This is a genomic window from Paenibacillus sp. J22R67 (assembly GCF_059692175.1).
On the sequence record NZ_JCAUAX010000024.1, the window covers coordinates 1 to 22,847 of the forward strand.

Sequence of the window (22,847 nt, forward strand, 5' to 3'; positions counted from 1 at the left end):
GGCGGAGGGGACCCACGCGTTCCCATCTCGAACACGACCGTTAAGCCCTCCAGCGTCGATGGTACTTGAACCGCAGGGTTCTGGGAGAGTAGAACGTTGCCAAGCACAGAAAAAAGCCTTTTTGAGAGAAATCTCAGAAAGGCTTTTTGTTTTTCCTATCACTCAGCTGCAGAAAGTACATCAAAATTAACAGCCTCAAGCCTATTTCAAGCAATTACCTGCATTTTGTACAGGTAAATCCAGTAGAAATGCCCCAAATGGATCAATCCACCCAAATAAGCTGCACTTTTTACATCTAAGTTTGTTAATCTGAGCCTTGGAGTATCATTACCTGCACTTTTTGCAGCTAACTATAGGGAAGGAAGAAACTTAAGAAGCATCAATGGTAAAAATGTGTCTGAGTTAGTTTCTGCTTTTCTGTATCCGGACGAACCAATCCCTACACGGATCTAGCCTCCCGCTAGATCCTTTTTTAATTTCCTTACAATTTCTTAACCTGGGGATTACATAGCATTGACCCTAAGAACTTGGCATCAAGTTAGAATTGATTTATAGAACAAAATAAAAACAAGTAAACACACGAAATTAACAACGATTTCCACATTTCTTTTTCAAGGAGGATGATTCTATGAAAGTAGAACTGCATTGCCATACAAGACTGTCGGATGGTTCATTCACATTTGATGAAATATTGGATCTGGCTTTTCAAGAAGGTATCGGTCACTTAGCTATCACGAATCACGATACAACACGTGATCTTCATGAAATGGTGCTTGCTGGGCAAGAGAGAGGCATAGAGATCATTCCTGGCATAGAAATCTCAGGCTATGATTTTACAAGAAAGAGAAGGGTTCATATTCTCGGTTACTATATTGAGCAAGCAAACACTGCGATTGAGGCGTTATGCAGCCCATTGTTGGAAAGACGTCACCAAGGTTGCCTTACTGCGGTAGATAGACTGATTAAGGCGGGATATTCGATTACTTTGGATGACGTGATGAAACATGCGGAAGGCGGAACGGGTATCTACAAGCAGCATATTATGCACGCCTTGATAGAGCAGGGTTATACAACAACGATATATGGCGATTTATATAAAAAGCTGTTTTCTCGCGGTCAAAACGGCGAGCAGCCGGGTATTGCCTACATCCCGACAGAATATGTAGATGCGTGCGAGGCCGTTAGGGTTATTTTGCAGGCAGGCGGAGTTCCTGTGTTGGCACATCCCGGTCAATACAGAAGCTTCGAAATTGTCCCAGAGCTAGTGGAAGCAGGGCTCCAAGGTATCGAGGTGTGGCATCCGCTGCACAATCAAGAGGATGAGCGAAGAGCTCATGAGTACGCGCTTGAGTTCAACCTGATGATGACCGGGGGCTCTGATTTCCATGGGTTTTATGGAGAAAAAGAAGTGATGTTGGGGAGTAAATCTCCCGGATTGCATGTTGTGAATGACCTTCGTGAACGAAAACAAGCACTCAAGGAGATGATTTGATATGAAGTCCATCCATCAAACCCATGCTAACCTCCCATTATCATCCGAGCCAAGAATTCATGCAAGCAGCTTTATTACGAATAGTTTTGCCGGAGAGTGGACCTCCATCGGACCAACGAATCATATTATCGAGTCTCGAATCGGTGACTATACCTATACGATGGATGATGTGACGATCAATTATGCCGAGGTAGGCAAATTTACGTCCATTGCCTCGCACGTTTGTATCAATCCCGTGGATCACCCAATGGATCGGGTGACACAGCATCACATGACTTACCGAGGAGCCTCTTACGAACTCAGTGAAACGAATGACGAGGAGATTTTTAACTGGCGCAGAGGCAATCGTGTCACGATCGGGCATGATGTTTGGATCGGACATGGAGCAACTGTTATGAAAGGAGTTCATATTGGTACAGGAGCTGTTGTTGGTTCAGGAGCTATAGTTACCAAGGACGTCGCTCCTTATACGGTCGTAGTGGGTGTTCCTGCGAGACCAATTAAGCAAAGATTTCCTCAGGAAATCATCGATGCTTTGTTTCAGATTGCATGGTGGGATTGGCCCCGTGAACTCATCAAAGAAAGGTTCCAAGAATTGAACGATATCTCGAGTTTCGTCAAGAAATACGCGTAACGGTGAAGGGAGGCGGCAAGCATGTTTGAAGAAATGGATATTATGGACCATCTCATCCAGATGATTCAATCGGGTAAGTATGAGCCTGACGATAAACTGCCATCCGAGAATGAGATCGCAGATTGGTTCAAGGTTCCTCGTATCACGGCTCGTAAGGCCTATGAACGACTCCAGGAGCTCGGCTACATTTACTCCAAACAGGGAAAAGGAAGCTTTGTGCAGGACAGGAACCTGCGAATCCCCCTGGTGCTTTCCGCCAATAAAAGCTTCAGCCAGAAAATGATTGAGCTCGGGTATCCATATGAGTCGAAAAATATTTTTTGCGAGCCGATTGAATTCAATCACAAAATATACGAAACGCTTGGCGTTGAGGAAACGGATCGTGTTTATAAAATTGGCCGTCTTCGCATCATCGACGGTAGGCCGATCGCGCTGCATATCTCCTATGTTGCAGAATCCATCTTCCCTCATATAGAAAGCACGGGTAAGGATATTACTTCGATGTTTACCTATTACAAAAGTCAGGGATACGAGAATTTTCAATCTACGGAGACAACCCTTCGGTTAACGCATCCTTCCAAATATGAAAGGGAGCTACTGGCTTGCTCCAGTCTGATTCCGTTGCTAGTGCTAGAATGCGAGTGCAAGGACGGCGAATCAGGCCGAACTTTGGAATACAGTAAAACGATGTATCGTGGGGATTTGTTCACTTATGTCATATAGAAATGTTTTTTACACAAACTTAACAGCTGCTAACCTGGCAACAAGATATTGTGGGTGATGTGAAGTTGGTTTGCATAAGGAGGAAGGAGGCTTAGACATGAATCGGAAGCAAAGAACGGAAATGCTGATTAACGGTTCCCCCCAGCTCGCTGCTGCTTTGGCTAATGAGATTGAAAGCCGTTATCCTGTTGCTTTAATCGAAGAGCCGAACCATGGACTTGTTATGGTGAAGGTAAGGGAGACTGCACAGAAAAGCCTGTTTTACTTGGGCGAGGTGCTGGTAACCGAATGTAAGGTACGGGTCGAAGGCACAGTTGGCATCGGAATGTTGAAAGGCGACGAGCCAAAGAAAGCGTATGAACTGGCTGTCATCGATGCGGCATATGGCGCCGGCTTGAAGGAGACAGAAGCTTGGACAGCACGGCTACAGTCGGAAGGTGAACAATTAGCGGCAAGACGACAAGCGCAGCATAAGAGTGTTCTAAGAACGAAAGTTGATTTTGAAACAATGGACATAGATTGAAAGGAGTTTAACCGATGATGCTGGATATGGTGCACGACATCCAAACCGCGTATAGAAAGTTAATTGACTCGATGTCAAAGCCGGGGACAATTTCAGACCTTTCGGAAGAAGCAGGAAAGCTGGAACAGTTGCAAGGCTATCTGCCTGCAACGTATATAGCAGCTCGAATGCTGCTTGATACGGAAGTCACTTTCAAGGTGGTGTCTAAGCGGGAGAAGGAGATGGCACTTGCGCTTAGTCAATCTACGTATGCGAAAGAGGTTGAACTAGAGGAAGCAGACTTCATCTTCGTCCTCAGCGATGCTGAGCCTTCGGATTTTATTGGCGCTTTGGAAACGGCCAAAATCGGAGAGCTTCAAGACCCGCACAACTCAGCGACGATTATTATCGAAACGGCAGGCTTGTCCGGCGGAACGAAGCTGCTTTTGAGCGGCCCCGGAATACAGACGACCGCCAAAGCGGAGATACAGGTAATTCATGAGTGGATGGCCATTCGAGCTGAAAGAAATACTGAGTTTCCACTTGGGCTGGATCTGATATTTACGGATTCCTCCCACCGTATGCTGGCATTGCCTAGGACAACTCAAGTCATGAAGGAGGAAGTCTAAACGATGGGTTATGTAGCGGTAAAAGGCGGAACACGCGCAATAGAACAATCTTTGCAACGAATCCAGTATGAACGGTTGCGGCAGGGCAAGGTGCTGGATGTGTCCGCGATTGAAGCCGGAATGAGAGGGCTTGTTGATCAGGTCATGTCAGAAAGCAGCATGTACAGTGAGCAACTTGCGGCACTAGCGATTAAGCAGGCGGAAGGCAACCCGGAGGAAGCGGTATTCCTGCTCCGTGCTTATCGTTCCACACTGCCCCGGAAGCATTATTCCAGAACGGTGCACTCGGAGGAGATGCGGGTGGAAAGAAGAATTTCCGCTTCGTTCAAGGACATTCCCGGCGGACAAATTTTAGGTGCTTCCATGGATTACTCCCATAGGCTTTTGGATTTCGATCTCGTCGATGAGACAGAAGAAACTGTAGCCGAATGGATGGAAGAGTATCGTAAAGCGGAAAGAATCACGGCTCAAGAGATGACGGATACCGATGACGGCAGATTTCCCAAAGTGCTCGATTATTTAAGAAAAGAAGGACTCATTGCCGAATGTCCATTGGATCCTACTGAACCGGATGATGTTACCCGTACGAGTCTTACGTTCCCAGCAACACGGAGCGAGAAGCTGCAAATTTTGACAAGAGGACAAACCGGGGCTGTTACTTCATTGGCCTATGCGGTCATCCGTGGTTATGGCATGGTCCATCCTACGGTTGGAGAGCTGCGTGTCGGAGAGCTTCCCGTTTATATCGATAGCCCGCTCACGAAATCGGGTGAAGAAGATGATTCCTATTTTATCGGTGACATCAAGGTAACTGAGGTAGAAATGCTCGTGCCAGTAACGGTCGAGAAAGAGAATGGTCGCAAGGAGCTGCAGCTTGAATTCGGATACGGTCTTTGTTACGGACAAAATGAAACGAAAGCCATTGCCATGAGTATTTTGGACAAAAGCCTTGAAAAAGGCGATAAGTCGATTCCAACACAAAATGAGGAGTTTGTCCTTTTCCATATCGATTCTGTCGAATCAACAGGTTTCATTTCGCATTTGAAAATGCCGCATTATGTTACGTTCCAAGCGAAGCTTAACGATGTTCGTAAGACGAGAAAAACCCCATTGGGCAAAGGCCAGGAGGTGTAAGGCAGATGCGAATCCAATATAACTTTGCATTTTTGGATGAAGGGTCCAAGAGAGAGATCCGCCGAGCTACGCTTAAAGCGATAGCGATTCCGGGTTATCAGGTCCCATTCGCTTCCCGAGAACTGCCAATCGGACGTGGTTGGGGAACTGGAGGCTTACAGCTGACGTTGTCCCTAATCGGGAAAAAAGACGTGCTGAAAGTGATCGACCAAGGTTCGGATGAATCGGTAAATGCCGTCAGCATTAAGAAGCTGATCGACAAAACAACGGGTATTCCAACGGTAGATGCAACGAAGGATGCTACGCTGATCCAATCCAGGCACCGCATTCCGGAAGTCCCGCTAGACGCAGGACAAATCCTCGTCTTGCAGGTTCCGATGCCGGAGCCGCTGCGGATGTACGAATCCAGTGAACTGGAGACCAAACGTCTGCATGGGGAAAAAGATTATAGCGGGGCCTGGTTGATGCTATTCGAGCAAATCATGAAGTACGGTAGTGTATCCACGGGTGCGGATCATCCGGTTATGGTGCATGACCGCTATGTCATGGCGCCAAGCCCGATTCCGAAGTTCGACAATCCGAAGATGAACTATTCCGAAGCCTTAATTTTACTGGGTGCGGGACGCGAGAAGAAAATCTATGCCGTTCCACCCTATACGCAAGTGGTTTCCTTGGCGTTTGACGATGTTCCTTTTGAACCGGAGTCATTCCCAGGTCAAAGCTGCCGACAATGCGGTGCGCAAGATGTATTCATGGATGAACTTTATGACGCCGCAACAGACGAAACGTTTTACCAATGTAATGATACAAGTTATTGCTTAGATCAAATGAATCCATAATTGCTCTAAAGAGGAAGAGGTGACATGAGGATGGGAGAAATTGCAGCCCCTATCATGCGTGTTAATCATTTAAATAAACAATTCGGCTCAGGCTGTGAAGCTTGCAGCAACCCGGAGCACAGGCAGTTGGAGAGAAATTACTGCCGGGCTTGCGGCACCGTCTATTCGTGCCAAGATATCACTTTCGATCTGTACCCCGGCGAGGTTCTTGGTATTGTAGGCGAAAGCGGCAGTGGCAAATCGACATTGATGAGATGTCTCTACTTCGATCAGGATGTGTCCGGAGGAGAAGCTTACCTTCACCCTTACAAGGATGGCGAGAGCAACCTTTTTCAGGAGTCATCCCAACAGAAGAAACATATCCGTAATCATCTAATGGGCAAGGTGTATCAGAATCCAGTTCTGGGCTTAAGGATGAACTTTTCCTCGATCGGTAATATTGCGGAAAAAATGATTGCTGCTGGAAATCGTTCTGTCAGCGCCATGGAGTCCCGGGGAAGTGAGCTGCTAGAGCAGGTTCATATTCCCGTTTACCGGATGAAGGAAGCACCGAAGAATTTCTCCGGCGGCATGCAACAGCGCGTTCAAATTGCCAAGGCGTTGTCTAATAATCCACCGATTTTATTGCTAGACGAAGTGACAACTGGACTTGATTTATCCGTACAGGCGAATGTCTTGGATCTAATCAAGCACCTGCAAAGAGAGCTGAAGATCAGCATGCTGCTAGTATCGCATGATCTTGGAGTGATCCGAATGCTGGCAGATCGGACGATGGTGATGCTAGATGGCCGTATCGTTGAGCAGGGCTTAACGGACCAAATCCTTGAAGATCCACAACATGCGTATACACAACAGTTGGTTCATTCCCTGTTATAACGAATCCCCGAGTGGAGGTCTTTATGATGTATCTACTAACGAACGGCATCATTATTACGGAAGAAGCGCTTTTGGAAGGTTATGATCTACTGGTCCAAGATGGGCGAATCGCCAGAATTGCTCCCAGAGGTGAGATTGCGGAAGTGAAAGGTATGGAGGTCATCGACGCAGGCGGAGGTTACGTGACACCAGGGATGATCGACATCCACTCCGACTACATTGAGCATATGACGGCGCCTAGACCAACTTCACTTATCGATTTTAAAATAGGCCTGCGCGAAACAGAGAAAGAACTTATTTCTCACGGTATTACGACGATGTACCACTCTTTGTCCATTTTCAAATCAGTTGATTACAAATACCGTCCAATTCGTGAGCCCGAAAATGTAAGGAAGCTCATCGATTTGATCGATAGCACGCACAACAGCAAGCATTTGATCCGCCATCGTTTTCATGCGAGATTTGAGATCGATAATCTGGATCAGATCGATAATTTGAAGAGCTATATTGCGGAAGAGAAGGTTCATTTGGTTTCATTTATGGATCATACGCCTGGACAAGGACAATACAGAGATCTGGAAGTGTATAAAAAGACGGTTCTTGGCTACGATACGCTGTCTGATGAGAACATCGCCGTGTTAATTGCCAATCATCAGACCAAAGAGAAAATGACAGTAGACGCGATTCGGGAAATTGCCGAAATGGCTAGAGCACACAACATCGCCATCGCCTCGCATGATGATGATTCCGTAGAGAAGCTGGATTTGGTGAAAAGCTTTGGCACCGCCATTAGCGAATTTCCAATCACGCTCGACATCGCCCGCAAAGCGAAAGAGAAAGGCTTGCATACCGTAGCCGGCGCTCCCAATGTCATCCTAGGTGGTTCGCATAGCGGCAACTTGTCAGCAGCAGAAGCGATTGAAGATGGCTGCATCGATATTTTGTGCAGCGATTATTACCCGGCAGCGATGCTTCACGCCGTATTCCAACTCGCAGGACCGAACCGGAATAACCTTGTTGACATGTTCAAACTGGTTACTCTTCATCCGGCGCAAGCTGTTAACATTGACGCGGAATATGGTTCCGTCCGGGAAGGAAAGAAGGCAGACCTGCTTATCATTGAGCGATTGGAGCCGGATGATTTTCCCGTTGTGACCACCGTTTTTGTAGACGGAAAGCTGATTCAGAAGACGAACTACAGGATCTAACAGGAGGTGATGGCATGGAAAATTTGCTGTCGATAGAACAGTTGTCCAAATCTTTTACCCTACATAATTTAAATAAACAAATCTCTGCGATTGAAGATGTTAGCTTGTTTCTGAAAGAAGGTGAATTCGTAGGGATTACCGGGAAGAGCGGAAGTGGGAAATCCACTGTTCTGAAATGTATTTACCGTACCTACCTGCCTCATGCGGGACATATTTGGTACAACTCGGAGAGGTTCGGTCGTATTGATCTGGCTGCCGCTCCCGAGCGGACCATCATCGAGCTGCGCAAGCACGAAATTGGGTATGTATCACAATTCCTTAGCGTTATGCCGCGTACCACAGCTCGGGAACTGGTCCACAATGCCATCATAGAAATGGGCGATGATGCCCAGTATGCTGAGGCGGAGACGATCAAGATGCTGGAGCATTTCGAGCTCGACCGCAGCTTGTGGGACAGCTATCCAGCTACTTTTTCGGGAGGCGAGAAGCTGCGGTTAAATATCGCAAGAGCGATGGTTAAGCGCCCGAGACTGCTGCTGCTGGATGAGCCGACGGCAAGTCTAGATCACGGTTCAAAACTGAAAGTGAAACAATTGATCGAGCAGTTGATGAAGCAAGGAACGACGATGCTTGGCATTTTTCATGACCTGGAATTCATGGATCATCTGTGCGACCGGGAGTATCAAATCAGAGATGGCAGATTTTACACAGCAGAAAAGAAGGACAAGTTTACAATCTCTTAAAATAGACAGAATATTCAGAAAACAAACATGCGGTAAACTAGATAAAATAGGAATAATAGGAGGATTTTTTCAAATGAAAAAAATATTAACACTCATCATTTCTTTATCTCTAGTTGCCGTGGTGGCAGGTTGCGGTACAAAAGCAGCAGGCGACACCAAGGGTGCAGCAGCTCCAGTTAAGACCAAAGACACCATTACCATTGCCTGGTATCCGAATGAATCCGGCGCCGAGCTGAAAGATGCGCGTGAAGAACTAGGAAAAGCTATCGCAACAGCAACTGGTAAAAAAGTCGAGCATAAGACAACAACGGATTACATTATCGCGATTGAAGCTATTGCAAGCGGCGGTGCGGATCTGGCTTATATGGGACCACAAGGCTATGTTGAAGCTAATGCAAAAAATAATAAGGTTCAGCCTTTAGTTGTTTCGAGCGGTGAGTCAGGCACATTGGAAGACGCTGTTTACTATAGCTGGTTAGGCGTACGTAAAGGTGAAGAAAGTACATATAAAAACGGCAACGCATTCGCCATCGATAAAATTGCCGGCAAAAAGTTCTCATTTGTATCAAACTCCTCTACTTCCGGATTTAAAGTACCATCTGCCAATATCGTTAACTATTTCAGTAAACAAGACCAGTATAAAAAGTTAACCGTTGATGATCTGCTTCAAGGCGGCAAGGACAAGTTCTTCAGTGAAGTTCTTTTCGGAGGCACTCACCAAGGAGCGGCTGTCAATCTGTTAACAGGTAAAGCTGATGTAGCTGCATTCTGTGATACTTGTGTAGCTAACTATGTTGAAGTGAGCTCAGGGACAGCTAACACGCCAGGAGCGGTATACAAAGTGAAACAAGGAGCTGCTGAACCGTTTAACACACAAGTTGGTAAAGAGTTTAGTCTCATTTCCGTTACGCCAGTATTGAACTCCCCATTTGCTATTAACACAGGTACGGTCAGCGCAGAAGATACGAAAAAATTGAAGGATGCTTTCACATCGGATGCTATTACGAAAAACCCGAAGATCTTCTTGCCTAAAGACTCAAAAGATGCCGGCGTGTTCAAGCAAAAATCAGGCAAAGAAAAATTCCTGCCTGTAGATGATGCCTTTTTCGCTCCAGTCAGAATGCTGTCTAGCAATTAATGTCACCACGAGTCAACTAATGGATTAAGGGAGCAGCCATGACAACGTTATTGGAATTCAAGCAGGTCTCTAAACAGTACGGTGCGGATACAAGAGCGTTATCTGATGTTAATTTCACTGTCAAAGAAGGGGAGTTCCTGTCGATCATCGGACCTTCCGGAGCAGGCAAATCAACTCTCCTTCGCTGTATTAATCGGATGATCGACGCAAGCAGCGGAGAAATCGTATTTGATGGCGCGAACATTATGGAGTTTAAGAAGCATGAATTGAAACGGTTGAGAACACAAATGGGTATGGTGTTTCAGCATTACAATTTGGTGAATAGATTGACGGTAGTCGAGAATGTCCTGCATGGACGTCTTGGCTACAAGTCAACGATAGAGGGAGTTCTTGGGCTTTATACCAAGGAAGAGAAGAAGCAGGCTTTTGATATACTGAGCATTCTTGGGCTGGAAGATCAGGTGTACAAGCGTTGTGACCAGTTAAGTGGTGGACAAAAGCAAAGAGTTGGCATTGCCCGCGCTCTGGTGCAGAATCCAAAAATGCTGCTGTGCGACGAGCCAATTGCTTCCTTGGACCCGAATGCCTCTAAAGTGATTATGGATTACTTACGCACGATCTCTACCAACATGGGCATCACGGTCATCGTGAACCTGCACCAAGTGGATGCAGCGCTTAAATATTCGGATCGTATCCTTGGTGTGAACAAGGGAGCTATCGTCTATGACGGTTCGCCGAAAGAGATCAAGCGCGATCAGCTGTCCCTGATTTACGGTTCGGAGCTTGAAGAGCATGCAGAGGAGTTGGGGGGCAAATATGCGGGATAACTTCTTTGCTAAAAAGCGCATGAACACGCTGCTCTTCTGTGCTTTCCTATTGTTAATCACGTTAATTGCTATGATCGTTACAGACTATAACGTCATCAAAGGTTTCACTTCAATACCGAAAGCGGCTGAATGGGCAGTGAGCAACTTTTATCCCAATGAGAAAGCAATGAAGCGACTTCCTGCAATTATTAGCAGTCTATCTGAGACGATTCTTGTGTCTATAGCAGCAACCGCTGTTGCAGCCGTATTTGCCATGATGTTCGCAATAGCGGGCTCACATACGACAGGCGTTGGCGGCGTTTTCAGCTTCGTAAGCCGATCAATCGCAACTCTATTCCGAAACATTGATGTGGCTGCTTGGTCGATGATTTTGTTAATTTCTTTCGGGCAAAATGTACTCACTGGCTATTTTGCGCTCTTTTTCGGCTCATTCGGATTTCTGACAAGAGCGTTTATGGAGTCTATCGACGAAGTAAGCAACAGCTCTGTCGAGGCCTTAAGATCAACAGGGGCAGGTTATTTTCCGATCATCTTTCAATCCGTGATTCCTGCCAGCATTCCTCAATTGCTTAGTTGGGTTCTATTCATGGTAGAAACCAACATTCGCCAGGCAACATTAATCGGTATCTTGACAGGTACCGGCATTGGCTTTCTTTTCAGCCTGTACTACAAAGGTCTTAATTACAGTTCGGCCTCCTTGGTCGTTATCGTTATCATCCTTGCGATTTTTGCCATCGAATCGGTGTCTACTTATGTGAGGAGGGTGATTTTGTAAAATGGAACTTCAGGAATCGTTGAAAGCCGTCTCTAACAAAGATACTAGCTGGGATCACACCAAGAGCCCAAATCCCAAGAAACCCTTTAACAAACAATCCTTTGTAATTCGGCTGACACTAGCTGCGCTGGCTTTATTGACCGTGTTTGCATTTGCTACTTTTGACTATAAGGACATTAACCTAGTAGAAGCCGTCTTTTCGACAGCCCTTACGGTTAAAACCATGTTTTTTCAACCGCTTTTTAAACATATAACCTTTTTCGAGGCGATTAAACAGTTGATCATTACGCTGGGTCTTGCTTTCCTGACAACGTTGTTCGGGTCGATCATCGCTCTATTTCTCGGTTTATTGGCAGCTCGTAATCTATCTAATCCTAAACTCTCTATCGTCATTAAGGCCGGGGTCGCTTTTATTCGCGCGGTTCCAACTGTGTTATGGGTTTTAATTTTTGCTGTTGCAGCAGGACTTGGAAGTGTGGCGGCCGTCATCGGAATGACGTTCCATTCCATCAGCTATCTCGTCAAAGCATACTCGGAATCATTCGAGGAGCTGGATAAAGGGGTTATTGAAGCCTTGAAAGCAAGCGGTGCCAATTGGTGGCAAATCGTGTTTCAAGCTGTGCTGCCATCGTCCGTCTCCTACTTGATCTCATGGACGTTTATGCGATTTGAGATCAACTTCGCTGTCGCGTTGGCCATGGGGGCAGCTGCTGGAGCAGGGGGCATTGGGTTCGATATGTTCATGGCCAGTTCCTTCTACTATGATGTGAGGGAAATCGGTGCTATTACGTATCTCATCCTTGCGTTTGCCATCTTACTTGAATTGCTCGCTTCAAAAATTAAGAAGAAGTTAAGGGTTCAAGGGTGAACAATTAAAGCGCATTCACTCCATGGGGGGAACGCGCTTTTTGTTCCTGCACCGATCCCTCGCAGCTGCAGTAGCTGGAGAATCTACCGTTAATCTGCGCTGTACAGGCTCGGGGAATGGTTCTCATCCTCACTTGAGTTCACACACCATTTTGTAACTCCCAGCTTCCGCACGGAAACCGATCAAATCACGGTTTATTCGCAGCATGGGCGCGTTCATTGAATCATTGTGTGTCCTTAAATAAGGGACACCGCATGCGACGGCCGTTTGTATGCCGAGCATCTTTAAGGCGAGAGCTATGCGGCGGCCACGGTATTCCGGCAGCACGCCGGTATACTCATGATACATAGCCCGTGTTTGTTCGTTCTGTTGGAGCGTGACAACGCCAATGTAACGATCGCCATCCTTGGCGATATGAATCCACTCCGGACGCACGCCGGATTGTGTGAGGGTCCACTTTTTCCATTCCTCGAACCATGGAAAGCTGCCGGAGTAGCCGGGGATATCCGGATGGGTGATTTTATACAGCTCATAAAGCCTTTTCTCGCCAGCCTCCCCAGGCTCCTCCGCTAAAGTTATGAAGCGAATCCCCGTTTGCTCGGCTTTGCTTATCGCATCATACAGCGAACCGCCATCGAACGATGCCAAGTCGAGCACGGATTCAAACGTGTGGCGCTCCTTGATGTAGCCTCGGCGCTCCGCAAAAGCAAGCGATCTCTCGTCCGTTTCCCTCATGTAGTCGATTAATCGTGTCGCCTTGACCTCGGTAGCCCATTGATGAAGAGCATCGAATAAAGCTCTTCCGATCCCGACCCCGCGATTCTCTGGGTGAACGACAACCGTATGGCTTAAAGCTCCTGGCTCCGTCCAGGGAGCTCGCCAGCAAATCGCGTAACCGACCACTCGCCCTTGTTCGTCTTCCGCGACCCATTTGGGACGGTCCCATCCCATCAGCTCGCCATCCTCATTGTAATGCAGCTTGCCCGGAGGAATGCTATCCTCGTCTCGTTGCAGTCGCTCAGCTGTTGTCGGCTCTGACCAGATCAAATTTAGTAAGGGTGCGACCGCTGCATAATCGTCCGGCTGCCGCATCGTGCGAATCGTAAACGTTGACACTAGGATGACCTCCACCTCAAATTAAGTTAACTGATACAGTCATTATCCCATCCGCGGTGGAGAACTTCTTGGTAAAGTCTGGATATAAAAAAAGATTCGGATGGAAGCCCTTTTTCTCTCATTCATTTGACAATTTATCTAAAAAGGTGTAGAAATGAGATAACTGAATGTTCTGAGTAAATTCATTGACGAGATCGAGTAAGCTAATCCCTTGTTCCCCAGAGAGTTGGCCCTGTGCTGAAAGCCAACGTTCAAGACTTAGCCCAAAATCCTCTCCGAGAAGGAAAGCTGAAGCCACTGGAGTAAGCTGACCCGGGATCCTGCCGTTATATGGGGCGCGTATGTTGGTACGTTGACGGAGGTACCGAGGGTCGAGTTATGGATCAATCGGAACAAGGGTGGTATAGCGAGATACAATCTCGTCCCTTATGGGACGGGATTTTTTTGTATTTATTTTAATAAGGGAAAGGATGATCTGTATGAGAAAAGTGGATGTAAAAGAAAAAGCAAGAACCCGCGAGCTGCGCATCCTGAATCAATGGCAACAAAACGGAACATTCCGCGCATCGATCGATCATCGGAGTGATAAACCGAACTTCGTCTTCTATGAGGGGCCGCCTACAGCCAATGGAAAGCCTCATATCGGTCACGTGCTCGGACGTGTCATTAAGGATTTTATCGGCAGGTACAAAACAATGTCAGGTTACCGTGTCGTGCGAAAAGCAGGCTGGGATACACATGGCCTTCCCGTCGAGCTTGGCGTGGAGAAGCAGTTGGGTATTTCGGGCAAACAAGAAATCGAGAAATATGGAATAGCCGAATTCGTTGAAAAGTGCAAAGACAGCGTCTTCGAATACGAGAAGCAGTGGCGGGAATTGACAGAGGCAATCGCATACTGGACAGACATGGATAATCCCTATGTGACCTTAACGAATGATTACATCGAGAGTGTGTGGCACATTTTATCCGAGATTCATAAAAAAGAACTCCTCTACAAAGGTCATCGGGTCAGCCCTTATTGTCCTGACTGCCAGACGACGCTTAGCTCACATGAGGTGGCTCAAGGTTATGAAGATGTTAAAGACTTGAGTGCGACATTCGAGTTTCGCAGTACGAAAGGGCAGGAAATATTCCTTGCCTGGACGACGACCCCATGGACACTTCCAGCAAACGTTGCGCTTGCGGTAAATAAAGACATCGACTACGTGAAGGCCAAAAAGAATGGTAAAGTCTACGTCATTGCCAAAAATCTTGCCGAAAAGGTCTTAAAAGAGGACTATGAGATCCTCTCTACACACAAAGGGGAGGAATTCGTAGGAACCTCCTATGAGCCACCTTTTGGCTATATCTCTGTGAACCGCGGGCATATCGTTGTCGATGCGGATTACGTAAGTGATTCGAGTGGTACCGGAATTGTTCATATCGCGCCTGCACACGGGGAGGATGACTACCGCACATGCCGCCAGCATAACCTGGATTTCGTAAATGTCGTGAATCTTGCTGGACGGTATACGGAGGAAGTAGCCGACTTTGCCGGGCGTTTTGTTAAGGATTGTGATGTGGATATTGTCAAAAGCTTGTCAGAACGCGGTCTTTTGTTTGCTAAGGAACGATATGAGCACAGTTATCCATTCTGCTGGCGTTGTAAATCTCCCCTGCTCTACTATGCGATGGAAAGCTGGTTTATCAAAACAACGGCTGTGAAGGACCAACTTCTTGCGAACAACAGCCAAGTGAACTGGTATCCGCCGCATATCCGCGAAGGTCGTTTCGGGAAATTCCTTGAGGAGCTTGTCGATTGGAATATCAGTCGAAACCGCTATTGGGGCACTCCGCTGAACCTCTGGCTTTGTCAGGATTGCGGGTCAGAGTATGCGCCGGGAAGCAGGAAAGACCTGTATGAGAAATCCATCACGCCTATCGATGACAGTCTGGATCTGCATAAACCCTATGTGGATGCTGTGAAATTGCGCTGCTCTTGCGGAGGAACCATGGAAAGGACGCCGGAAGTGATCGATGTGTGGTTCGATAGCGGCTCGATGCCGTTCGCTCAGTATCATCATCCATTCGGTGATGAGAAACTGTTCGCAGATCAGTATCCGGCTGATATGATCTGCGAAGGCATTGACCAAACGCGCGGCTGGTTTTTCAGCTTGATGGCCGTATCTACCTTATATAACGGAAAGCTGCCTTACAAAGCGGTAATTTCAACCGGTCATGTTTTGGATGAAAATGGTCTGAAAATGTCCAAGAGCAAAGGGAATGTGATCGACCCTTGGGAAATCATTGAAGAATTCGGAGCGGATGCCTTCCGCTGGGCTCTGCTTGCTGACAGTGCGCCGTGGAACAGTAAACGGTTCTCTAAGCAGATTGTAGCCGAAGCTAAGTCTAAAGTAGTAGATACGATCAATAATACACACGCTTTTTACTCGTTGTATGCCATGATTGATCAATATAAGGCGGAAGACTATCCGCAGCAAGCTTCAAAAAACGAGCTAGATCGATGGGTGCTCTCTAGGTTGAACTCTACCCTTCAGAACGTCTTGAAGGGGCTGGAGGATTACGATTTTCTGAACCCAGCCAAGCATATGGAAGCTTTTGTTGATGAGCTAAGTAATTGGTACATTCGCCGTTCTCGCGACCGTTTCTGGGGCAGTCAAATGACGGAGGACAAAGTCTCTGCTTACCAAACGCTGCGCGAAGTCCTGGTCACCTTAGCACAGATGGTTGCCCCTTATATCCCGCTCATCGCGGAGGATATTTTCAGCAACCTTGGGGGTGAAGGCAGCGTTCATTTGACCGATTACCCGAAAGTAAACGAAGCAGCAATCGATACGACACTGGAAAATGACATGGCCACCGCTCGGCAGATCGTTGAGCTAGCGCGCAACATTCGCAACGAGGTCGGAATTAAAACACGCCAACCTCTGTCTGAACTCATTGTTTCGCTAGACCGTGACTTTAATTTGAGCAGATTTGAAGACATCATCAAGGACGAAATTAACGTGAAACATATTCGCTTGGAGCAGAGCGAAAGCACCTTCGTTGACTATCAGTTGAAATTGAACTTAAAAGTTGCTGGCAAGAAGTATGGCAAATTCGTTGGTCCTGTGCAAAATGCCTTGAAACAGCTTACTGCGTCTGAAGCTAAGCAAGTTGTTGACAACGGCCATCTGGACGTCACCTTTGACGGCGAAGCCATCCATCTTACTTTGGATGAGCTGCTTGTGGAAAAGCAGGGGAAAGCAGGATTTGCCTCCGCGGTGGGGTACCAAATCAACGTCGCGCTGAACACAGCCATAACGGAGGAGCTGGAACAGGAAGGTCTTGTTCGCGAGGTGATCCGCGGGATTCAAGATTATCGCAAGAAACTGGATTTGCCGATTGAAAAACGTGTCATCCTGACGCTGCATGTTGATGCTCCCTTGAAAGCCGCGATTGAGCGCTTTGATCATGTTTTGCGCGAGAATGTGCTTGTCTCCGAGATCAGATATGCTGCCCAAGCTGCGAATATGGAGGATGTTTCGTTCGGCGGTTATCAGTGCTTATTGCTCATAGAGTAGTTGGAGTTTGTGGGGGGTTGCTACTTAGTAGCGGCCCTTTCTTTTGTTGTGCGGAGGGAAGGCTGCGTCTGGAATTCTTCCTGTAGGGGAACTACAGGGCGTTATTTTGGAGAAACCGGTGATTTTGGTGAGAAAGCGGAACTACAGGGCTCTATTTGCCCTGAAATGGCTATATTTCACTGAAACCTATTGAATAGGGGATTGTAGTTCCCTTACAATAGTCATAATGTTAGTTTATTGAAAAACTAGAGGACTTTAGTTCCTCTAGTGGGGGGAGAAAAGTATGCTAACGAAAACAGAAATTGTCGCCTACTTGAACCGAATTGGCATCAAAGATATTCAGGCTCCAACTAAAGCCTATATGTTTGATCTACATAGAGCACATGTAGCCAATATTCCATGGCAAACACTCGATATTTACGCTGGCAGACCGACATCTATGGATGTGAGGGAGAGCGTTCAGCTTATGATCAATCATCGAAGCGGTTATTGCTTTCACTTAAATGGTTCATTTGGTACTTTGCTTAAGTCTTTAGGGTATCAAGTGTCGTGGCATAGGGCCGGTGTACAGCCAATCGGTGAAGAGCCAAGGGTTAATTCTTTTCATCTAGGTGTTACCGTCAGCTTGAATAATGAAGCCGGAGAGAGCGAACCGTGGATTGTTGATGTCGGTCTTGGCGATATGCCTTATGAGCCGCTGCCTTTGCACTTCGGGAAATACACACAAGGGCATGCTACTTATCAGGTAACGGCGTCTAGTGTAGCCGAACAGGGGTGGCGCTTGGAACACGATCCCCTTTATGCTTATGCTGGAGTCGATTATGCGCCTGAGGCTGAACTGAATTTGGACGTATTCAAAGCTAATCATGACTTTTACAGCCGATCAAGTGAATCACCGTGGATGAATTTGTTTCTTCTTCGACAAAGATGTGCGGCAGAGAGTAATGAGCTTAGAGGCTGTGTATGGAAAAAATGGGATCTGAATGGCGCGGAATCAACGGAGTTGTCAAATCAAAGCCAGTGGCTTGATGTTATGGCCTTTATTTTTAATGAAAGACTTGTCACCTATTCGGTGTTGGAACGTGATGAGCTATGGAAAAGAGTAAGGAAACAGCATGAGGATTGGAAGAAGCTGACGAACAAGTAAATAAAGAGTACAAAAGCCAGTCAAACACCAGATGTTTGACTGGCTTTTTTCATGCCGGCACCTACATGGAGTCGATTATTTAGCGAGTAATTTCAAAAACTCACGCATGAAGCCTGGCAAATCAGGCCAAGCATGGCCAGAGACCAACTTCCCATCCACATGAAGCGTGTCCGTCGCATACTTGGCGCCAAGCTGCTCGACGTCCAAACGACATGCGGAATAGGCAGTCATGGTGCGACCTTCAAAGTAATGGTTGTCTTTTAAAGCGGAGAATACTTGCGCAGCATGACAGATAGCGCCGAGCGGCTTGTCAGCTTCAAGAAAATGGCGAAGAATGCGTGGAACATGTTCATTCGATCGAATGTACTCCGGAGCTCTGCCCCCAGGAATGATAAGTCCATCATACTGACTAGGGTCTACATCAGCAAAAGCGATGTGTGAAGGCAGCAAATGCCCAGGCTTTTCTGTGTAGGTCTCCCAACCTTCGATAAAATCGTGGACGACGGTACGAAGCACTTTTTTCGTCGGTGAAGCAATAACAGCCTCATATCCTTCCTCTAATACACGGAAATAAGGATAATACACCTCTAGAACTTCTGCAGCATCACCGGTAAGAATTAAGATTCTCTTTGACATCGTATCACTCCTTGGTAATTATTGGTAACCTATAAATTTAATTATGAATAAACCACGCAGCGTTGTAAACGGGTGGATTTTGACACGAATTGTCGAATGCCAGTTGGAGACGTAACCAAAGCTATAACTGCCCCCTCTTAATTGGATAGTGCGGCTTTTTTTTTGCATGAAAGGTTAAAAGGGGGCTGATGGAGAATTGCTGAGCAAGGTACATTTGTAGGTGCAGGCATATCTCGAGGCTAGGAGGAGAAATGATGAATCAGCAAAGAAATTCAGGTTTGAGCAAGGGAAATGAAGAGCTAGCAGAGCAGGTAAGTGCAAAGCGAAACAAGCTCCACGAGGAACGAGTAGGGCAAGCGAATGCGTTTTTGAAGCAAAAGGTGGAGGGTCTTGAGGGTGACAGTTATAGACTGAGCTATCATTTGATGCCTCCTGCAGGCTGGATGAATGATCCGAACGGTCTAATTTTTTATAAAGAAGAGTATCATGCGTTTTATCAGCATTACCCATATGAGGCCAAATGGGGACCAATGCACTGGGGACACGCCAAAAGTAGAGATTTGGTGAATTGGGACCATTTCCCAGTAGCGTTAGCGCCTTCGGAAGAATACGACGCAGGAGAAAATAGCGGCCACGGCTGTTGGTCGGGCAGCGCGGTGGACGATAATGGTGTCCTTACGTTAATTTACACAGGGCATGTTGATGGACGCACACCGGTGGAGGTGCAGTGTCTCGCGACTAGCACGGACGGAGTGAGCTTCCGCAAAGAGGCTTGCAATCCGGTCATTGCGGGGGCTCCACAAGAAGGCGGAGTCGGGTTCCGAGACCCGAAGGTCTGGCAGTATGCAGGTGCATGGTATATGGTGGTCGGGTACGGGAAAGACGGCTTGGGCAAAGTGTTGATGTATACATCTGAGAATCTGCGGGAGTGGCGCTACCTTGGAGTAGCTGCGGAGAGCGACGGAACGATGGGAGATATGTGGGAGTGTCCGGATCTCTTCCCTTTAGGGAGCGGGGACGATCATGTGCTTGTCATTTCACCGATGAATATGGGAACGACGAAGACGATGTACTTAACCGGCAAGTTGAACTATGAAACAGGTCAATTCGCCTATGGCTATGCGGAGCGGCTGGATTACGGGTTCGACTTCTATGCCCCGCAAACGTTCATGGACGGGCAGGGCCGGCGCATCCTCCAAGGCTGGATGAACATTTGGGGTGCCAAGATGCCCGAGCAGGAGCGGGGCTGGATGGGGGCCTTCACCTTACCGCGCGAGCTGAAGCTTAACGCGGATGGAGCCCGTGGCGGAGCTTACTGCTCTACGCGGGGCGCACCAACGTGTTGACGATCTATCTATTGGTGCGGATACGGAGTTGACGCTGCCGAATGTGTATGGCGATACGCTTGAGTTAATCGCCGTTTTTGATGTGGCGATAACCGCTGGTGCAGCGGAATTCGGCTTGTTGCTCCGCTGCTCGGAGGATGGCACCGAGTATACGAAAGTAACCTATTCGGCAGCTGACCGCAAGCTCAGCGTGGATCGCACCCACTCCGGCGCAGGCGAAGCGGGTGTGAGCGAAGTGCAGTTGGCGCCGATGGCGGATGGGCGCTTGAAGCTGCATCTGTTCCTCGACCGCTCATCGGTCGAGCTCTTCGCAAATGACGGAGTGAAAACCGTCACGAATCGGATTTACCCTGCGGCGGCTAGCCTGGGTATCAAGCTGTTTGCCGAGAAGGGCGAAGCTCATCTCGAGAGCTTGGACGCTTGGGTTTTGTAATTTGCAAAACCCAATAGCCTTAGCGGGAACTACAGGGCGCTATTTGCTCCGAAAGTGAAGATTTTTCCAGTGAGCGGAACTACAAGGCGCTACTCGTAGATTTACAGACGAAAATCGAGCTAATTGACCAAATAAGACCCTGTAGTTCTCTCAGAATAGGAAATACGCTGATTCTATTCAAATAGCGGACTCCAGTTCCCCTTCATTCCAAAAAACCAGCAAGCCCAAGGCTGCTGGTTTTTGATCATGCTAGTTCCGTATACGCATCGCCCGATAAGCATTCCGGGTAACGCACTGTTTAAGCCATTCCAGGTCCAAACCTTGCTGAGCCGCATAGGGCAGGAAATCGGTCAGCAGGTGGTGATAAGGACGAAGATTCCCGCCTTTCTCCTCACCAACCGTGTACCAGCCTGTATCTTGAGAAAGCAGGATTTGCTCGCTGCTTACGCCATAAGCTCGTAGTTGTTGCAGCAATTCCACATGCTTGTCATAGGTGCCTGGCAGAATGGAATCGATCGAGATCCACATGCCCTCATCCGCCAATCGTTGATGGACGGCCAAATCCTTGCCAGTTTGGGCATGCACCCAGATGAAACGTTCCCGATCGAAGCCTGCTTCTCTCATGATTTCGCCCGCATGCAGGGCGGTATCCCCACCAATGGTGTGGCATTGAATCGGCAATCCAGTTTCAAAGGAGGTGCGAATCGCAGCCCGCAAAATTTTTTGCTGCGTCTCATTGATCGACGTTCCGTCGTTTAAGGCGATTTTGATATAGCCAGGGAAGACGCCGCTATCTCCAATGCCGTTTTGCGCTTCACGAATCCATAGATCGGATAACTCGCGCTCCGTGGCTTGATAAACGAAAGGCGGTAAATAAGGTGCCTTATAAAAGCCGGTATTTGTCACGAGATGCAGACCAGACTTGGTAGATAAGTCTTTTAAAACATAGGGGTCACGCCCCAAATATTCCGGCGCACAATCTACAAATGTTGAGCAGCCCGCTTCCTTCAACTGCAGCAGCAGCGGCAGGATGGAAGCCACAACTTCATCTCGGTCGTAATCATCCGGAGTTAACTTGCCATCCTCGACAAATCCAACGAGGACATGCTCGTGGACGAGAATTGTTCCAGCTTCTTTTTCATGGATAAGTCCGGTTACGGTCTGCAGCATCGACGTCGCCCCTTGATCCTGAGTTTTGACTTTATTATAGTCTATGGCGGACCATTGGCAACACTATTTTATTCTTTTACAATAGAATCATCAGTAAAACCCTTAAGAACGGAGAATCCGCATGTCCGCCGAATCGATTTTAAATCAAGAGCTGCAGCCGTACATTCGTTATGCGGACCTGCTGCATTTTCAGCAATGGAAAACGCCGCCGAGAATCATCACCGACTACATGCTGCTTTATGTGCAGGAAGGGTCCTTTCGCCTTCAAGTAGAAGGGGAGCTCTATGGGGTGAATCAGGGGCAGTTCATCTTCGTGCAGCCGGGAATTGTGCATCAGATGGAATCCGAATCGCCACTTAGTCTGATGTCACTGCATATGGAATTGTTTCCGTCCTTAGTCGAAGCTCGTCCCGAAATGATCGTACCCATCGATCACGGCTATAACCCAGAGGCGGTTCCTCTACAGCCAAGCCTGCAAACGTTCGCGGATATCTGCATCCCCTATATATTAAAGCTTTCGAGACACGAATGGTTGCTTGACACTCTGCAGCAGACAATTGCACATTGGGGCCGCAAAAATGCACTGGACCTTCTTCAAGCGCAAGTGCATGCCACAGAGATTGTACTGGAATTGTTAAAAGAATACACAACCCGCAGCACCTCTGAGCACAGTCGCTCCACCTCGCTTAGTTGGGTGCCTGCCTATATGCAGTACCGGTTGTCGGAACCGCTGCCTGTGGAGGAAATGGCACATAAAGCCCTCATGTCCCGCTCTTATTTCTCCCTGCATTTTCGCTCCCAATTTGGAGTGTCCCCTCATCAATTTCTGCTCAAGCTACGCCTAGATTACGCGACGGACCTGCTTCGTGGCACGGATTTGCCACTTCAGGATATTGCGGACAGCTGCGGATTTTCGAGCGTCCACCATTTTTCCAAGATGTATAAGCTTCGTTTCGGATACCCGCCAAGTCAAGTTAGGCGCCATCCATAAAAAGACGTTTTGATACATTTGCTATGCATTTTGACAAAGCCAGACGCTCGCAGCTCC

General features: G+C 47.5%; 20 protein-coding genes, 1 rRNA gene, 1 pseudogene and 1 other annotated feature. Of the genes and pseudogenes, 19 read left to right on the forward strand and 3 right to left on the reverse strand.

Annotated features, from left to right (window positions below):
* The 15 genes from rrf to AC58VC_RS37100 form a co-directional block, all read left to right on the forward strand.
* Window positions 1-105: ribosomal RNA gene (rrf, locus tag AC58VC_RS37030) — 5S ribosomal RNA — on the forward strand; the annotation flags it as partial.
* A gap of 523 nt (window positions 106-628) precedes the next feature.
* Window positions 629-1,492 carry a PHP domain-containing protein gene (locus AC58VC_RS37035; RefSeq protein ID WP_497376468.1) on the forward strand — a complete coding sequence of 288 codons (864 nt, stop codon included), beginning with the start codon at window positions 629-631 and terminating at the stop codon, window positions 1,490-1,492.
* Between the two features lies 1 nt (window position 1,493).
* Window positions 1,494-2,126 (forward strand): DapH/DapD/GlmU-related protein, encoded by a 633-nt coding sequence (locus AC58VC_RS37040; protein WP_497376469.1) that lies wholly within the window; start codon window positions 1,494-1,496, stop codon window positions 2,124-2,126.
* Window positions 2,127-2,147: 21 nt separating this feature from the next.
* A complete protein-coding gene (locus AC58VC_RS37045; protein ID WP_497376470.1) occupies window positions 2,148-2,849 on the forward strand; it encodes a GntR family transcriptional regulator in 702 nt (233 codons plus the stop codon).
* Window positions 2,850-2,946: 97 nt separating this feature from the next.
* Window positions 2,947-3,372: a phosphonate C-P lyase system protein PhnG gene (phnG, locus tag AC58VC_RS37050; protein WP_497376471.1), complete on the forward strand. Its 426-nt coding sequence runs from the start codon at window positions 2,947-2,949 to the stop codon at window positions 3,370-3,372.
* Window positions 3,373-3,386: 14 nt separating this feature from the next.
* Entirely contained in the window at window positions 3,387-3,980 is a 594-nt protein-coding gene (gene phnH, locus AC58VC_RS37055; RefSeq protein ID WP_497376472.1) for a phosphonate C-P lyase system protein PhnH, read from the forward strand.
* 3 nt (window positions 3,981-3,983) lie between these two features.
* Window positions 3,984-5,114, forward strand: a complete 1,131-nt coding sequence (locus AC58VC_RS37060; RefSeq protein ID WP_497376473.1) for a carbon-phosphorus lyase complex subunit PhnI — start codon at window positions 3,984-3,986, stop codon at window positions 5,112-5,114.
* Between the two features lie 5 nt (window positions 5,115-5,119).
* Window positions 5,120-5,953 carry an alpha-D-ribose 1-methylphosphonate 5-phosphate C-P-lyase PhnJ gene (locus AC58VC_RS37065; RefSeq protein ID WP_497376474.1) on the forward strand — a complete coding sequence of 278 codons (834 nt, stop codon included), beginning with the start codon at window positions 5,120-5,122 and terminating at the stop codon, window positions 5,951-5,953.
* A gap of 30 nt (window positions 5,954-5,983) precedes the next feature.
* Window positions 5,984-6,829: an ATP-binding cassette domain-containing protein gene (locus AC58VC_RS37070; protein ID WP_497376500.1), complete on the forward strand. Its 846-nt coding sequence runs from the start codon at window positions 5,984-5,986 to the stop codon at window positions 6,827-6,829.
* Between the two features lie 26 nt (window positions 6,830-6,855).
* Entirely contained in the window at window positions 6,856-8,037 is a 1,182-nt protein-coding gene (gene phnM, locus AC58VC_RS37075; protein WP_497376501.1) for a phosphonate metabolism protein PhnM, read from the forward strand.
* A gap of 14 nt (window positions 8,038-8,051) precedes the next feature.
* The gene (locus AC58VC_RS37080; protein ID WP_497376475.1) at window positions 8,052-8,780 is read left to right on the forward strand and encodes a phosphonate C-P lyase system protein PhnL; all 729 of its coding nucleotides are present in this window, start codon (window positions 8,052-8,054) and stop codon (window positions 8,778-8,780) included.
* A 73-nt stretch (window positions 8,781-8,853) separates the two neighbouring features.
* Window positions 8,854-9,918: a phosphate/phosphite/phosphonate ABC transporter substrate-binding protein gene (locus AC58VC_RS37085; RefSeq protein ID WP_497376476.1), complete on the forward strand. Its 1,065-nt coding sequence runs from the start codon at window positions 8,854-8,856 to the stop codon at window positions 9,916-9,918.
* Window positions 9,919-9,956: 38 nt separating this feature from the next.
* Window positions 9,957-10,745, forward strand: a complete 789-nt coding sequence (phnC, locus tag AC58VC_RS37090) for a phosphonate ABC transporter ATP-binding protein (RefSeq protein WP_497376477.1) — start codon at window positions 9,957-9,959, stop codon at window positions 10,743-10,745.
* Window positions 10,735-11,520 carry a PhnE/PtxC family ABC transporter permease gene (locus AC58VC_RS37095; RefSeq protein ID WP_497376502.1) on the forward strand — a complete coding sequence of 262 codons (786 nt, stop codon included), beginning with the start codon at window positions 10,735-10,737 and terminating at the stop codon, window positions 11,518-11,520. Before phnC ends, AC58VC_RS37095 begins: the two co-directional genes overlap by 11 nt.
* A gap of 1 nt (window position 11,521) precedes the next feature.
* Window positions 11,522-12,388, forward strand: coding sequence for a PhnE/PtxC family ABC transporter permease (locus tag AC58VC_RS37100; protein WP_497376478.1), 867 nt, complete (start codon window positions 11,522-11,524; stop codon window positions 12,386-12,388).
* A gap of 129 nt (window positions 12,389-12,517) precedes the next feature.
* On the opposite strand, the gene AC58VC_RS37105 is transcribed toward AC58VC_RS37100, so the two are convergent.
* Window positions 12,518-13,504: a GNAT family N-acetyltransferase gene (locus AC58VC_RS37105; protein ID WP_497376479.1), complete on the reverse strand. Its 987-nt coding sequence runs from the start codon at window positions 13,502-13,504 to the stop codon at window positions 12,518-12,520.
* A gap of 176 nt (window positions 13,505-13,680) precedes the next feature.
* Window positions 13,681-13,934: a binding site (T-box leader), on the forward strand.
* A 49-nt stretch (window positions 13,935-13,983) separates the two neighbouring features.
* Between AC58VC_RS37105 and ileS the strand changes: the two genes are divergently transcribed.
* Together ileS and AC58VC_RS37115 are read left to right on the forward strand one after the other, a co-directional pair.
* Window positions 13,984-17,067 carry an isoleucine--tRNA ligase gene (gene ileS / locus AC58VC_RS37110; protein WP_497376480.1) on the forward strand — a complete coding sequence of 1,028 codons (3,084 nt, stop codon included), beginning with the start codon at window positions 13,984-13,986 and terminating at the stop codon, window positions 17,065-17,067.
* A 283-nt stretch (window positions 17,068-17,350) separates the two neighbouring features.
* Window positions 17,351-18,214: an arylamine N-acetyltransferase family protein gene (locus tag AC58VC_RS37115; protein ID WP_497376481.1), complete on the forward strand. Its 864-nt coding sequence runs from the start codon at window positions 17,351-17,353 to the stop codon at window positions 18,212-18,214.
* 75 nt (window positions 18,215-18,289) lie between these two features.
* Here the strand turns inward: AC58VC_RS37115 and AC58VC_RS37120 are convergent, their stop codons facing one another.
* Window positions 18,290-18,850, reverse strand: a complete 561-nt coding sequence (locus tag AC58VC_RS37120) for a DJ-1/PfpI family protein (RefSeq protein WP_497376482.1) — start codon at window positions 18,848-18,850, stop codon at window positions 18,290-18,292.
* Window positions 18,851-19,104: 254 nt separating this feature from the next.
* Here AC58VC_RS37120 and AC58VC_RS37125 point away from each other — a divergent pair.
* A pseudogene (locus AC58VC_RS37125) lies at window positions 19,105-20,629 on the forward strand (glycoside hydrolase family 32 protein).
* Between the two features lie 249 nt (window positions 20,630-20,878).
* Here AC58VC_RS37125 and AC58VC_RS37130 read toward each other — a convergent pair.
* Window positions 20,879-21,799 carry a phosphotriesterase family protein gene (locus tag AC58VC_RS37130; RefSeq protein ID WP_497376483.1) on the reverse strand — a complete coding sequence of 307 codons (921 nt, stop codon included), beginning with the start codon at window positions 21,797-21,799 and terminating at the stop codon, window positions 20,879-20,881.
* A 121-nt stretch (window positions 21,800-21,920) separates the two neighbouring features.
* Between AC58VC_RS37130 and AC58VC_RS37135 the strand changes: the two genes are divergently transcribed.
* Entirely contained in the window at window positions 21,921-22,790 is an 870-nt protein-coding gene (locus AC58VC_RS37135) for a helix-turn-helix domain-containing protein (protein WP_497376484.1), read from the forward strand.
* The last annotated feature ends 57 nt before the right edge of the window (window positions 22,791-22,847 follow it).

Bases quoted from the DNA above. Each gene is read 5' to 3' on its own strand.
- phnG (WP_497376471.1), top strand. From the start codon at position 2,947: ATGAATCGGAAGCAAAGAACGGAAATGCTGATTAACGGTTCCCCCCAG.
- phnM (WP_497376501.1), top strand. From the start codon at position 6,856: ATGTATCTACTAACGAACGGCATCATTATTACGGAAGAAGCGCTTTTG.
- AC58VC_RS37080 (WP_497376475.1), top strand. From the start codon at position 8,052: ATGGAAAATTTGCTGTCGATAGAACAGTTGTCCAAATCTTTTACCCTA.
- AC58VC_RS37070 (WP_497376500.1), top strand. From the start codon at position 5,984: ATGGGAGAAATTGCAGCCCCTATCATGCGTGTTAATCATTTAAATAAA.
- AC58VC_RS37035 (WP_497376468.1), top strand. From the start codon at position 629: ATGAAAGTAGAACTGCATTGCCATACAAGACTGTCGGATGGTTCATTC.
- AC58VC_RS37085 (WP_497376476.1), top strand. From the start codon at position 8,854: ATGAAAAAAATATTAACACTCATCATTTCTTTATCTCTAGTTGCCGTG.
- phnC (WP_497376477.1), top strand. From the start codon at position 9,957: ATGACAACGTTATTGGAATTCAAGCAGGTCTCTAAACAGTACGGTGCG.
- phnH (WP_497376472.1), top strand. From the start codon at position 3,387: ATGATGCTGGATATGGTGCACGACATCCAAACCGCGTATAGAAAGTTA.
- AC58VC_RS37045 (WP_497376470.1), top strand. From the start codon at position 2,148: ATGTTTGAAGAAATGGATATTATGGACCATCTCATCCAGATGATTCAA.
- ileS (WP_497376480.1), top strand. From the start codon at position 13,984: ATGAGAAAAGTGGATGTAAAAGAAAAAGCAAGAACCCGCGAGCTGCGC.
- AC58VC_RS37100 (WP_497376478.1), top strand. From the start codon at position 11,522: ATGGAACTTCAGGAATCGTTGAAAGCCGTCTCTAACAAAGATACTAGC.
- AC58VC_RS37135 (WP_497376484.1), top strand. From the start codon at position 21,921: ATGTCCGCCGAATCGATTTTAAATCAAGAGCTGCAGCCGTACATTCGT.
- AC58VC_RS37065 (WP_497376474.1), top strand. From the start codon at position 5,120: ATGCGAATCCAATATAACTTTGCATTTTTGGATGAAGGGTCCAAGAGA.
- AC58VC_RS37115 (WP_497376481.1), top strand. From the start codon at position 17,351: ATGCTAACGAAAACAGAAATTGTCGCCTACTTGAACCGAATTGGCATC.
- AC58VC_RS37040 (WP_497376469.1), top strand. From the start codon at position 1,494: ATGAAGTCCATCCATCAAACCCATGCTAACCTCCCATTATCATCCGAG.
- AC58VC_RS37130 (WP_497376483.1), bottom strand. From the start codon at position 21,799: ATGCTGCAGACCGTAACCGGACTTATCCATGAAAAAGAAGCTGGAACA.
- AC58VC_RS37120 (WP_497376482.1), bottom strand. From the start codon at position 18,850: ATGTCAAAGAGAATCTTAATTCTTACCGGTGATGCTGCAGAAGTTCTA.
- AC58VC_RS37095 (WP_497376502.1), top strand. From the start codon at position 10,735: ATGCGGGATAACTTCTTTGCTAAAAAGCGCATGAACACGCTGCTCTTC.
- AC58VC_RS37060 (WP_497376473.1), top strand. From the start codon at position 3,984: ATGGGTTATGTAGCGGTAAAAGGCGGAACACGCGCAATAGAACAATCT.